The sequence below is a fragment of the Flavobacterium sp. FG68 genome (assembly GCF_057808895.1).
Map to the genome: position 1 here is coordinate 29,040 of NZ_JBMDIY010000028.1, position 13,027 is coordinate 42,066.

Sequence of the window (13,027 nt, forward strand, 5' to 3'; positions counted from 1 at the left end):
GATAATGATAAAGTAAATAAAGTAAAGCAAGGTATTGGACACAGCCAGAGAAGTGCGCATAACATTTTTTTTCGTTCCTCAAAAAATGCCCTTCGGGACTTATAGCACTTCATCTGTCTGCCTGTCCAATTCAAGACTGCTTTCTTTTTTTTCTTTTTCTTTTTTAAGAATTTATTCATAGTAACATTCTACAGCCATCATGACCATATTTTGCGTATGATCGATTCAAATATTTTCCCTAAATTAGAAGCCTGCTTTTAAAAATCTCAAAAGATTGCCACGTTCCTGCAATCAGCAAGATGAAACGGTTGTTTAACAACCGCCTATCTTGCCACGCATTGCCTCGGAACTCGGCGGTGGAGAAACTTAAAAGAAAAGAGTTTGATAACAATGAAAATGAAAGATGATGAAAAGAGAAAATTCAAACAGAACGCGAATTGTGGGACTGCGATTCACTCCTTTGGAGTATGCCGAACTGGAAAAAAGATTCAGAGCAAGCACCTGCCGAAAATTAAGCGACCACATCAGAAGCCACTTATTCAACAAACCAATTGTAGCCACCTACAGAAACCAGTCTTTAGACGAACTGATGGAAGAGACAGCTGTACTTACTTCCGAATTACGGGCAATCGGCAATAATATCAATCAGATTGCCAGAAAGATAAACACGCTCAAAACGATTCCAGATTTCAAAGGACATCTTTATCTGTTCGAGATCCAGAGAAAAAGACTTTTTGATAAAATGGAAGAGGTTTCAGGCCATACCCAGAAAATAGCAGAAAAATGGTTGCAGTGATAAAAACAAGCTCGTCCATAAGAGGCATTCTGAATTACAATGAAAATAAAGTTGAAATCGGACAAGCGGAATGCATCAGTGCGGTAAATTATCCACTGGAACTGGAAAAACTGAGTTTCACTTCAAAATTAAACCGCTTTCTAAAACTGGCAGAACTCAATACCAATACGAAGCGGAATTCGGTGCATATCTCGCTAAACTTTGATCCTTCGGAGAATCATTCGAAAGAAAAACTGGCTGAAATTGCAGACACTTATATGGAAAAGCTGGGATTCGGCAGACAGCCTTACCTTGTATACCAGCATTATGATGCGGGTCATCCGCACTGCCATATCGTGACAAATAACATTCAGAGAGACGGAAAAAGAATAGATCTGCATTTATTAGGGATCAGAAAATCAGAACCTGCCCGAAAAGAAATTGAAGAAATGTTCGGCCTTGTAAAAGCCGAAGGAAGAAAACAGAAAGAACAATTTTCGTTAAATCCGATAGATGTCGGCAAAATTCAATACGGAAAAGCAGAGTCCAAAAAGGCGATCAATTCAGTTTTAAACAAGGTTTTATTTGATTACAAATATTCAAGCCTGCCTGAACTCAACGCAGTTTTAAACCTCTATAATGTTCATGCTGACAGAGGAAGTGAGGAATCCAGAGTTTTTAAAAACAATGGACTGCTTTATAAAATACTTGATAAAGATTTAAAACCAGTCGGCGTGCCGATAAAGGCCAGCGAATTCTACAGCAGACCTACCTTAAAATTTCTGGAGGAAAAATTCAGGGTAAATGAAACAAAGAAACAATACGGCAAAAGCCACGTCAAAAATGCTTTGAGACAGGCTTTATTGGATCAAAGAATGACTTCTGTCGAGAGGTTATCCGAAAGGCTCAAAGATGGAGCGATTCATACTATTTTAAGAAAAAGCAGTGAGGGAAAACTTTACGGAATTACTTTTATCGACTTTAAAACACAGTCGGTTGTCAATGGAAGCAGTCTTGGAAAAGAATTCAGTGCAAAAGGAATTCAGGAAAACTGTGCCATGAATATTCTTTCCCTTGAGAGAAAGTATCAAAACTCTATTTCAATAAATTCAGAAACATTTCAAAATATTGAGTTAAATGAGTATATAAAAGAAAATCTTGCCGATATACTTCTTCGTAGTGAAAAAGTAAACGACTATGTTTCGAAACATTTTAAACAAAAAAAGAAGAGGAGACATTATAATGGAATCTAAAATATTTAAGGATGCAGACCTGAATCCTTAAATATCTCTTCAATTTTGCTTGCTCATACAATGATTATTTAGGTTTAATTTTTGGTTAATAATTCCACTAAATCCGCAAATGGCTTGTTACGGCTGTTACCCTGCAGTAGCTTTTAGTTTAAAAAGGTAGGAATTACATTTTCCACTTCTTTTGCCAAGTCAGTGTACATTCCTTCAAGTATTAACTTTTCTACTCCATACGCTATACCAATGTCAAATAACTTACCTTTTACTAATTGAAACCAATTATGTTTTCCTAAATTAAAATGGCTTTTAAGTTCATCAATTTCATCGAAAATAATTTCTTGACCATAGCCAAGTTTTTTTAAGTTTTCAGCCATTTCATTGAGCATAGTATGCAGTTTAGATTCTTGAATTATGGTAAATGAATCTTCTGATTTAGCGATATAAGTATAATATGAATTTATGTTGTCAATTTCTTGTTCAATTGCAAATAATCCAGTATTCCGAGATTTGTCAAAGGAACAAGTACAGTTTTGAGGATGTTTTTTTTTGGCTTCTATTGTTTTTTCGTAAATGATTCTGAGAAAATCAAGTTTATCACGATCACGATTAAAATCATAAAGCTTTGAAGTAATTATTGATTTAATTCCACTTAAACTATCAACCCCATTGTAAAGTTCAAATCTAAAAAAAGTATCAGCTTCTTTTTCTATAATATTCATTTTAGTTTTTTTTTTAAATTTATTAAATCGTTTGTTCTTTATCTACTGTTATCTGTGCTATTAGAGGTTACATTACTGCTCTTGGGGAGGTTGCGAAATTTGGAACTGCTTATTTTCTGTTAAAGATAAAATTTCTTGCGAAACGTGAACTTGATTTTACCGAAAAATTCGTAATCTCTCCAAACGCATGTTAGGCGACGTTTTTTTATGTTTCTTTTAGTTTGTTCTTTTCGTAATCAATGAAAATGTTATTGTCAAATATTTTTTTGCTTCTTATCATGTTTATTACTTCATCTTGAGGCACTACAGCTGGTATTAGTTTTTCTAGTTTGCGTATTGCGGAACTAGGAATTCCAAATTCCGACAATATCGCTAAATTTTCTCTAAGAAATTCATTTTCTATAAGATTAGAATAATAAGAATAATTACCAGGTTTAAGTCCTTTTTCAATACAAACAAATTCTTGAATTGAATTTAAAACTGATAACCATTTAGGGATTTTGTATTGAAACCAGTGTTTTTGAATCTGAAAGTTCGTCATGATTACTTCTTCTAAAATATCTTGCTCAGAGAATGCAGAATACCTTTGTCCATAATTAAGCATAATAGTATTGATTTCTTCATCTTCAGAATTTTTATATTTTTCATAATATTCAATTGACTTAATTGTGTAGTCAATATCAGATGTGATGAGTCTACCTAAGCTTTGGTGTAAACCATAATTAAATGTTTTGTTGACCAGCTTATTTATACCTAACGATTTAGATTCTCCCTTTTTCATTAAGTACTTCCAACCCAAATTTAAACAATACATCAATTGTTTGTAATCTGGTGTTGTATTCCAAAAGATTAAATGATATTTACTAGATATATCTTCTCTTAATGTATTAAAAATGTTTAATTGGCCATCTACCTGAACTCCATTTCTTTTAATAATTCCTTTTTCTTCTAAAGGAATACCCTTGATTTTTTTGTATTGAGTTGAATTGATATTCTTTACTTCATTTTCATCTAAATGAATTAACACTTCATCCGAAATTGGATTTTGTTCAAAAAAAGGAATGTCAATTACAACTTGCTGATTGGGAGGAATTGGGTTAAAATTATATATTGTTCCAGTATAATGAATCATTAAACGTCCAGCTCGACCTTTTATATTTGAATAATCAAAATAATCTATTTTGGTATTAACTCCTTTTGTTCCATCAAAAAAAATAATATTTTTAGCACTTGTATTTACTCCTTCGATAATTGTAGTTGTGCAAAAAAGAAAATTTATCTGTCCTCTATTAAAATAATCAATTACTGTAGTTGTAATATGCTTTTGTAATGCACCGTCATGGATTCCTATATTGTTTTCTAATAACGATATTAAACTCCAATTATCAGATATATTTTGATTAATCCATTCTATTATATCTAAATTAGAGTCACTTTTATTAATCCCTTTACCAATTAAGAAATTACAAAATTTTTGAGATAAATATCTAACCCTATTGGGTGATGAGCAATATATTATTGATTGCTCATCTTTTTTTTCAAAAAGTAATTCAAATAATTTATCTTCTTTAAATATGATTGCGTCTTTATATCCATCTTTACTATGATGACTGGTCTTATCAAATGTTTCTTTATTTGGAGTGTATAAATCAATACTTTTTACATCAACTAAAGAAGATTGAGTTTTATAAAATATTGCATTATATTTATCTTCAAATCCTTGAGAAATACCATCTATGTTTGGTCCTAATAAATAAAATTTACAGTTAAAAGTTTTAAGAATATAATGCAAAGCATTATTTAGTGAATCCGCTCTTTCATCATCTCTTTTTGAACTAAGTTTATAAAACTCATCAATAATAATAAAATCAACATCAATAAACTCTTTATACTCATTAACTCTTTCTGCTGTAAAAAGGTATATATTTCCTTTTTCAATTGAGGTTTCTTGAGAAGTTCTAACAATTAGCTTGTAATTGTCATCATACTTTTTTAGTTTTCTCCTCGTCTCATCTAGTAATGCAAGTGTTGGTTGAATTATTATTACGTTTTTAAATTTTCTTGATGCAACAATTTCTTCAATTAATAAACTTTTCCCAAAACTTGTTGGAGCACTAACTATGACATTTTTATCTGAATTTAAAAGGGATAATAAGTGCTTCTGATCTTCATGCAAATATTTGTCTAAATTATCTGAATGATGATATACTTGCCTAATTAAAGCGTCTGTAGAATCTAATTTAAAATTTTCCTTTTCAATATATGGATAGAAACCGACTGCTTCTATTAAATCAGTTAATATTAAATTTAAGTTTGGATCAAATTTACTTTTTTCATCGAGGATGTTTATAATAAGTTTTTGAGCAATATTTTCATTCTCAATTATTAATTGACTACATTTTTTGTAAAAATCGAATGTTTCTTCGTAGCTGAAATAGTCTTTAGACTTGATTTCTAAAAGTAAATTTTCTATCATTCCCCTAATTGTTGAATTAATGAAAGTTTATTATGTAACCCTTTTACAAGTTCTTTTTTATTTTGAATTGGAAATAAAATAAGAATAATATTTAATTTAGTTTTTAATGGATGTTGATTATTATCTTCGAAATATTGTTTTAACAATCTCATTTCCTTTATATATTCATCTACAAACATTTGGTTATTCTCATCATTATGTGAAGAAAATAAATCACAATGATAAGTACATAAAAGTGGGATATTTATAGCGCTTAATTGGTTAATTAATTTTTTTGATTTACTTATCAAATCTAACCAATAATCTTTATCAGGAATATTGTCAATTTGAGTAAGTTTTTTTGATATAAGCATAAATTCAGAATTTAAGTAGTCACTTTTAAAATGTTCTTCAATATCTGTAATTAATGCTTTTAATCCTGCTTTCCCGTTAGTATATAATTTAGATTCTCCCAGCCAAAGTGTTTTTGTGTTAGGCTCAATATGTACTGCATCAAAACCATGTACTGCATGACCAAGAGAATCTTTAAAATAAACTTTTGATAAGAGTGGAATTGTATTATGAAAATCTCTCAACAAAAGGTGTAAGATTAACTCTCCGAATTCTCCACGTCTTAAAAATTTATCATCTACATCATCATCAATAGAACCATTATTATCATATATGTCTTTTACTTTTTGAAATGCATCAATTTTGTAAATTGATTGAGCCGCTTCAATTAGCTTAGAATATGTTTTAGTATTTTCAGTTGATTCACCTTCATGAAAACCAAAAGCAAATTCTTGCAATACATCACATAATTTTTGAATTAATGGTTTTAATCTGTATACAGGAGTTGCTTTATCATCAATATCAAAACCAACAAGAAATGTACTGAATCCATTTTCATTTATTTTATGTGTGATAATATTTTCTGAGTTGAAAGGCGTATTCATATTTCGGTTTAAAATGTTGTCTAACGTGCTTATAGCTGTTGTGGGCGAATTAACAACCATACTTTGTAAATTAATACTATTTTTATTCTTGCCCGAATCTTTTCAAATAAAGCCTAATCCCAAAATATCTACAAACGCATGTTAGCTGTTGTTTTTATTTTTAAACTGGAAAAACATCAAATTGTCGTCAAAAAATTCGACAACTTTAGTCTCTGGATTTATTTTTCCATAAATAGTTTTGTGTTCATTCTCATTTATTGAATTTATTTTTTTTGTCAAGCGATCATTTGGGCAGTTTTCGTAATTTTCAATCACAAATTCCAATATCTGGTCAATCGCATTGTCCCAATCATCTTTATCTAAATTATTATCAAATAAAAGTTTTATGAGTCTGTTGTTTTTTGTCTGAATATTTATAGAAACAGTTATTGACTGATTATAATTTCCAGACAACTTTTGCGTTGATTGGCTCGCTGATATTAATTTGTAATTAAATTGTTTTCCTTTTTCAGCAACTTTTTTCAAAGCTGTTTTCAACAGTATGTAAAAATCTTTTCCCGCTTCTGAAAGAAATGAGTCAAAAAAAGGCTTAAGAATATAAACACCAAAAGCAGTTGGAATAACCCATTCAAAAGCGCTGAAAGGTTCATTTTCAACTTTCTGAATTTTTATGTTTAATCCACTAGAATTTAATTCTATAGTTTCTTCTGATATTAATTCATCTGGAAAATTATATGGATAAATAAAAACGATATCTGGTATTTCTTCTGTATTCATAAGTCTATATTTTAGGCAGTTTTGTAAATTAACAGCTAAAGGCTTGAAGATTTGCGATGGGTGGGCTTTTCACCACTAATGTTTATGTGGAGCACAAAACCTTTAGCTACCACTAAACTGTTTACGGGGCACGAAACTCCGCCTATTGCAAATGTGCTGTTAGTGGTTGCCCTTTCTTCTGTCCAAGTGGTTTCTATGTGTTTCATAATGTGAGCTTACTTTTAAGTAATTACAACTGGAGGTAGAATAATTTCATTCATATCATTTAGTTCAAGTATCACTGGTTGCTTTAGTTTTAGTGCTTTTCCAATTGCTATACAATGTCTCTCTTCAAGTGTCGGCAAAATATTTGAGTAGTCTGAACCTATATAGTTTTCCAAAAATTGTTTCCCTGTGTCGTCAAAAACCCTCATTGCAAAAATGGTGTTACACTGATTTAAAATGCTCTTACTGATATTAGCTGTCCTTTGAGTAACAACGAATGAACCTAAACCATATTTTCTGCCTTGAAGAATAACTTTTGCTGTTCCGTTGGTTGCATTTTTGTCGCCCTCATTTGCAATAGAATTCCATTCTGGCACGAGAGAATGTGCTTCCTCGAACACAATGAGAAATCTTGCTTCTGATGTTTCGCCCAATGAACTTGCTTTAACGATTAGCCTTTCTGAAATCAATCTCACTTTCTCTGCTGGTGTTAAATCAACTTTGTGAGTAATATTAAATTGACTACCTGGCTTTGAAACATTATGCATGTCAGGATTAATGGTAATAACTCTTTTGTCAGACGCTATAAAAGCATCAATTTCTGTAGCAATTGTCGTCTTATACAAAGTTTCGTTTCCCCAAGTTGCTGGATTTGCAGGAACTCCAGTTGCGTTTCCTGTTTTCAATGCTGTTAATGTTGCTGCAATAAAATCAAATTGAATTAAAGTTGGCGAAACATATTTTGGTAATTCCTTTGAATATTGATTTGTCAAATCAATACAGAAGATTTTAACTTCTGTTGTTGAAAGTAACTTTTGAAGTAATTCAAATGTTAGGCATGATTTACCAATGCCGAGAATTCCTAGAATAGCGGTATTGTGAGTTACAAGCTCATGGGGTGATTTAATTGGTATACCATAATTGGTATTTGGTAATTTCCCAATGAAGTTGTTAGTGTTATAAGCAACAGTCAAAGGGTCAAGTAAAAAAATTGGAGTGTAGATTTCAGGCAACCACTTAATAGTATTAAGTTCGTTTGATACTGCAATGTATTTACCTAATTTTTGAGCCGTTCCAATTGTTAAACCATGTGTATCTTTAAATTCTAAACTTTCTTTGTCTGTTTTTGCATCAATTATTTGATACAATACTTCTTCGTTTGCAATTTCAGTTTGAATTATACTTCCTTCGCCAATTCCTCTTTCCTTTTGAAGTTCATCTGAGAAAAGTTTGTTGAATTTTATTTTGTTTATGGTTGAACCCTCCCAAACATTCCCAATTAAATTTTTAAAATTAGCTTTTACTTTATTTGAATTGATTGCCTCTCTTACTTGTTCTTCCAAAGAGTCAATATTCAATAGATATACTGCATTCGTTTTGGAAAAAATAGATTTTTCTCCTGTAAGTGGCATAAATGTCTTAATGTCGAAAGAAATAAGATTTTGATTTTTATCACGTAGGGATAAAATCTCTAACCATTTTTTTCCTAACAATATTCGTTCACTTAAAACAATTCCAGCAACTCCGTTTGTGATATTTTCAAGATAAACCAAACTACCTTTCAATTCTTTTTGTCTAAATGGGTTGTCACTTTGAAGTTCAACTTTGTATAGGTCTGTGCTTTCATGTCCAATTACTTGCCCGATAAATTTTGAAGCATCTGTCGTTGATGTTATGTTTTTGAATTGAGTGAAAATAAAATTCACAAACCAAACAATGGGTTTATTTACTGCAAGCAAAAAGCCAAATCCAATTAGAATGGGATATTCTTTTTGATTGTAATGAAAAAAGGAAATAACAATGTCAAAGTAGAGAAGGGTAAAAACAATTTCAGGTCTTGATATTTTACAAATGAAGTCAACCGCAATTCGTTGCTGTTTCTCAAATTTTTTGAAGCCATGTAAAAATATCAGTAGTAAACCTAATACAGTAAAAACAGCACAAGCAATAAACCAATATAGAGTTAGAGATAAGCACTGCTTGCTGTTTAGCCCGATTAGAAATAGAAATATTGCTACCCACCTTGTAATTACGTCAACAGGCTTTGAAAAGTAAGGTTCGGTTATATAAACACTTAAAATTAACGCAAGTCCTGTTGCAATTAAAACTGCGTTTAAATTGTTGCTTGTGTCAACAAGAAATTGCCAGTCATTGGAAAAGTAGTATCCGATACCTAAAATTAAGGCGATGTAAATTCCGACAACTGAAAACCTCTGTTTGATATTTAACTGCATTTCGCCTGTGTATTAATCATTATACTATTTATTTTGAATTGTCTTTTTTTTCTCGCTTTTCCATTTCTTCATGAATTTCCTTTAACAAAGCAACGTAGTCGGTATTGTCATTTTTGATGTTTTCAAAGAGTTTTTCTGTCTCCTTAGCAGCTTCCTCCATCGCTAAATCAAAATTGGCAAAGTCCTCAGCAGTAAATTCATATTCTTTTACAGGAGGAAATGTTTTCAAGAAGTTGTCAGCTCCTTTTAGGAGATTTTCGACTTCTTCTTTCTTGTAAATTTTACCATACTTTTCTTCATTAAGTCGTTCATTAGCAAAAATGATGAACTGTTCAAGGCTATGTCTTAAAAATTCTCGTCTACGATTATATTTTAGTCTTATTGATTTTTTAGGGTCTTTCGGTTCTTGGTTGAAACTCATATTTTATTTGTCTTTCTTCAGGGTTATCACGAACTTGTTTATATACCCATTTTTTAATCATTTTACTGAGTATGTACATCAATTTATTCTTGTATATACTCAACTCTTGTTAAGTTTTTATTTTTTATAAGTCATCAAAAGGGCTTTTTATTTGTTGTAGCCTTTTCATACTTACATGAGTATAAATTTCTGCTTTTGTACTACTATATATGTGCTAGTAATTCTTGTATATAACGTAAATCTGTACAGCTTCCCAACAAATGCGTTGCATAAATGTGTCTGAGCCAATGTAAAGTTACAGGTTTGCTTATGCCCGCCAATTTAATACTTTTTTTAATGTCTCTTTTAAGCTCCTGTCAGAATATTTAGTATTTTTTTTTTAGCAAACAACTACTGTGACAACAGCAATTAAGATTAGATTATTCTTTTCATTTTAGTGCTTAAGTTTTTACAATAGTCCTGATTTTTTTTGCTTTGTAATAAGTTTGATATTTTAAACCCATTCTTCGGATTTGCCAAATCATTCTGAATGCAAAACCATTTTCAAATTAAGCCTAATTTCCAAATTGCTTGTAGCGTATAGTAGCTGATCTAGTTTTCCGCTCTACTAATTTTATCTACATCATAAATTTTTATTTTAAAGCTTGTCTTAATATCTGAAAGATAGTTTTTGATAATAAAATCACTAACGTGCATTTGAGAAGGAGTGAAATTTAAAAAAAGTCTCAAAAATAAAATTAATATTGATGATTTTTCTTTTGATTCATAGCTAATAAAAGCGCGTTTAGGTATATCCCCTTTAACTTCCTTTTTAAAATATTCAGCTAACCCAGTAAATTCAAAATGTGGAGAATAAGTTATTATACCTTTTTCAAGAGAAACAATGACATCTGGAAACTCTTCAAAGTCAAATTTATTTTCTCGTAATTGTTGAATCATAAACTTTATTGTTTTTTCCAAATCTGAAGATTTAGAAGAAAAGATTACGCTAGGAATTTTGTCGTAATACGCAGGAGGCTTTTTTTCTTCAAAGAGTTCTGAAAAATCAAGTCTTTGAATGTCTCGAATGATATTTTTTACAGATTTAATCTGATTTAGAGCAACATAAAATTCTCCTTTTTCTGTCAGAGTCCTAATATCAGGTTTTACCTCAATTGCCGCAAAAACACCTTCTGCAATGACCACCTCTCTTTTCGGAGTAATTAGTCTTGGATGGTGAGGAGAAAGTACAACGCAATCAATATTATTAGTTTCTTGAGTTCGAGAATAAATTTTACTACGGGTTTTAATTTGATAGTCTGATGGTAGATAACTTCCTATAAATTGATTAACTGTAACTTCCTTTGAATCGGAAGTATTAGTCCTATCTTTTTTAAATGCGTCAACGGTTTCTTCATAAATAATTTCGACCAATTTGAGGTTTTCTAAAATACTTCCGTGAACTGCATTCATAATTTATTGTATTTGATTTTAAAATTTTCTTCTTTTCGGGGCTATATCAGCTAACTAGTATATACTACAGACAACATCAGACTTATCACCTCCAAAATTGAGTAGATATGACAGACAAAGGTCAGGTTATTTTATTATCAAATATATAATAATAAACTTATAAATAATCAAAAGAGCTTTCAATTCGTTGAATGCTTTTGCTACTGAAATGGATATAGAATTCGGGGGACGTGCTGCTTAATTGGATCAACACAAACACGATTAACCAATAGTAATATTAACGTCGAATCAAAAAATTAAGCATCATTTAAAATCTTTAAATCCTCCAATAAAAGGTTCGAATTCTGTACCGTCAAGGTCACTAGAGATTAAAAAAAATACAAATTAATAACGGGTATACTTTTGTTATTAAATGTGACCTTGACGGTACAGAATTCGAACCGCTTAATGGAAGATTTAAAGGTTTTGAATGGAATCTAATTTTCTGATTCGGAGAAAACTTAACCTTGGTTAGAATGAAGTTCCTGCTAAAAAAAGGTTTTAGATTTGTCTAAAGCTCTTGTTTTATTTTTATTTTTCAATTATTTTTTTACGATAGATTGCGGTTGAAAGTTGTTTTACTTCTCTCAGCAATTATTAGGATATAATATAGTAAAACTGCCGAAATTTATACTCATGTCAGTACAAAAAGCATTCAACAAATTAAAAGTCCTTTTGATGATTTATAAGCTTATTATTATATATTTGATAATAAATAAACCCTGAAGTTTATCAGACATATCTACCCAATTTAGGGGTGATTAGTCTAATGTTGCCAGTAGTATATGCTGTTGTGCGAAATTAAAGCGAAAAATCGATGAAATATCCAATATTTGAGTTAAAACCAGAGAAATTCGTACAATTATGTGCTGATTTATTTCAAGCTGAATTCATTTATGATAAACTATTCATTTTTGAAAACAACAATGGAAAAACTGTCGATATTCAAGGCCATAATGGAATAGTCAAAACTGGCATCGAAGTTAAACATAAATTGACATTTAGCGAAAACTCTTTAATAGAACAACTAGAAAATTCTAAAACTCAATTTGAGTTTTATCATAACTTTATTTTTATTGTTTCCGCTAAAATTCCAAGACAAGTTAAAAGTAAATATTCCACCGACAAAATAAGCATTTATGATCAAGAAGAATTATTTAAATTGCTTGATAAACACGGTGACGTGGCAAGACGCTACTTTCAAAACTTAAAAGTCCAAAAAAAGAAAACATCAGCTCTGTTCAATTCATCACTTATCGCGGTAATTACATCGATTGTTGTTTCATCTACATCAATATTTTCATTTTTTGGAAACAAAGAAGAGAAACCTTTAGAAAATAAAATTGAAAATGTTGAACTTGTTTTAAGTGGGATTAAAAATCTTGAAGGAGATCTAAATCGAATTAAAGAAGATATGATTGAAACAGAAATACAAAATAAAAAAATTACATTAGAATACGAGAAACTTAAAGGTGTTGAAGATTTGATAGATAAACGTAAAGAAGAATTGAGTTCAATTGTAAATTATAAGTCTTGGTCAACACGTATTTATGAATTTTTATTTGGAACTTTCTTTGGAGTAGCAACATCAATTTTTAGTAGTATTTTGTATGATAAATGGAAACAGCGAAAAGCATTAGAAGAATAGTAACTTCGCACAACAGTCGTTTGTGTCTATTATGGGATTTAGTGGAATTAGCGTTGTTTATTCAAATTTACGTTAAGCCGAAAACACTCAGTTTCAT

Annotated in this window: 11 protein-coding genes; 3 read left to right on the forward strand and 8 right to left on the reverse strand. The window is 30.5% G+C overall.

The annotated features are described in order from the left end of the window. Positions 1–403 precede the first annotated feature (403 nt). Complete coding sequence (locus ACODSB_RS17140; RefSeq protein ID WP_179001266.1) at positions 404–796, forward strand: plasmid mobilization protein; 393 nt, start codon at positions 404–406, stop codon at positions 794–796. Further along, positions 784–2,028, forward strand: a complete 1,245-nt coding sequence (locus ACODSB_RS17145; RefSeq protein ID WP_488937935.1) for a relaxase/mobilization nuclease domain-containing protein — start codon at positions 784–786, stop codon at positions 2,026–2,028. The genes ACODSB_RS17140 and ACODSB_RS17145 overlap by 13 nt, the downstream gene beginning before the upstream one ends. Positions 2,029–2,171: 143 nt before the next feature. Here ACODSB_RS17145 and ACODSB_RS17150 read toward each other — a convergent pair whose 3' ends face one another. The 8 genes from ACODSB_RS17150 to ACODSB_RS17185 form a co-directional block, all read right to left on the reverse strand. After that, positions 2,172–2,744: a hypothetical protein gene (locus tag ACODSB_RS17150; RefSeq protein WP_488937936.1), complete on the reverse strand. Its 573-nt coding sequence runs from the start codon at positions 2,742–2,744 to the stop codon at positions 2,172–2,174. A 205-nt stretch (positions 2,745–2,949) separates the two neighbouring features. Further along, complete coding sequence (locus tag ACODSB_RS17155) at positions 2,950–5,220, reverse strand: DEAD/DEAH box helicase (protein WP_488937937.1); 2,271 nt, start codon at positions 5,218–5,220, stop codon at positions 2,950–2,952. Then, positions 5,217–6,155 carry a HamA C-terminal domain-containing protein gene (locus ACODSB_RS17160; RefSeq protein WP_488937938.1) on the reverse strand — a complete coding sequence of 313 codons (939 nt, stop codon included), beginning with the start codon at positions 6,153–6,155 and terminating at the stop codon, positions 5,217–5,219. The genes ACODSB_RS17155 and ACODSB_RS17160 overlap by 4 nt, the downstream gene beginning before the upstream one ends. A gap of 141 nt (positions 6,156–6,296) precedes the next feature. Beyond that, complete coding sequence (locus tag ACODSB_RS17165; RefSeq protein WP_488937939.1) at positions 6,297–6,932, reverse strand: hypothetical protein; 636 nt, start codon at positions 6,930–6,932, stop codon at positions 6,297–6,299. A 221-nt stretch (positions 6,933–7,153) separates the two neighbouring features. Next, positions 7,154–9,370 (reverse strand): helicase HerA domain-containing protein, encoded by a 2,217-nt coding sequence (locus tag ACODSB_RS17170; RefSeq protein ID WP_488937940.1) that lies wholly within the window; start codon positions 9,368–9,370, stop codon positions 7,154–7,156. Positions 9,371–9,398: 28 nt separating this feature from the next. Then, entirely contained in the window at positions 9,399–9,791 is a 393-nt protein-coding gene (locus tag ACODSB_RS17175; protein ID WP_488937941.1) for a hypothetical protein, read from the reverse strand. A 203-nt stretch (positions 9,792–9,994) separates the two neighbouring features. Further along, positions 9,995–10,111 (reverse strand): tyrosine-type recombinase/integrase, encoded by a 117-nt coding sequence (locus tag ACODSB_RS17180; protein WP_488937942.1) that lies wholly within the window; start codon positions 10,109–10,111, stop codon positions 9,995–9,997. Positions 10,112–10,382: 271 nt separating this feature from the next. Next, on the reverse strand, positions 10,383–11,243 hold the full coding sequence (locus tag ACODSB_RS17185) for a DUF6602 domain-containing protein (protein ID WP_488937943.1): 861 nt from the start codon (positions 11,241–11,243) through the stop codon (positions 10,383–10,385). An 856-nt stretch (positions 11,244–12,099) separates the two neighbouring features. Here ACODSB_RS17185 and ACODSB_RS17190 point away from each other — a divergent pair. Beyond that, positions 12,100–12,930 (forward strand): hypothetical protein, encoded by an 831-nt coding sequence (locus ACODSB_RS17190; RefSeq protein WP_488937944.1) that lies wholly within the window; start codon positions 12,100–12,102, stop codon positions 12,928–12,930. Positions 12,931–13,027 lie beyond the last annotated feature (97 nt).

Excerpts from the sequence above, each read along its gene's own strand:
- ACODSB_RS17140 (WP_179001266.1), top strand. The coding sequence starts at position 404 with ATGATGAAAAGAGAAAATTCAAACAGAACGCGAATTGTGGGACTGCGA.
- ACODSB_RS17145 (WP_488937935.1), top strand. The coding sequence starts at position 784 with ATGGTTGCAGTGATAAAAACAAGCTCGTCCATAAGAGGCATTCTGAAT.
- ACODSB_RS17150 (WP_488937936.1), bottom strand. The coding sequence starts at position 2,744 with ATGAATATTATAGAAAAAGAAGCTGATACTTTTTTTAGATTTGAACTT.
- ACODSB_RS17155 (WP_488937937.1), bottom strand. The coding sequence starts at position 5,220 with ATGATAGAAAATTTACTTTTAGAAATCAAGTCTAAAGACTATTTCAGC.
- ACODSB_RS17160 (WP_488937938.1), bottom strand. The coding sequence starts at position 6,155 with ATGAATACGCCTTTCAACTCAGAAAATATTATCACACATAAAATAAAT.
- ACODSB_RS17165 (WP_488937939.1), bottom strand. The coding sequence starts at position 6,932 with ATGAATACAGAAGAAATACCAGATATCGTTTTTATTTATCCATATAAT.
- ACODSB_RS17170 (WP_488937940.1), bottom strand. The coding sequence starts at position 9,370 with ATGCAGTTAAATATCAAACAGAGGTTTTCAGTTGTCGGAATTTACATC.
- ACODSB_RS17175 (WP_488937941.1), bottom strand. The coding sequence starts at position 9,791 with ATGAGTTTCAACCAAGAACCGAAAGACCCTAAAAAATCAATAAGACTA.
- ACODSB_RS17185 (WP_488937943.1), bottom strand. The coding sequence starts at position 11,243 with ATGAATGCAGTTCACGGAAGTATTTTAGAAAACCTCAAATTGGTCGAA.
- ACODSB_RS17190 (WP_488937944.1), top strand. The coding sequence starts at position 12,100 with ATGAAATATCCAATATTTGAGTTAAAACCAGAGAAATTCGTACAATTA.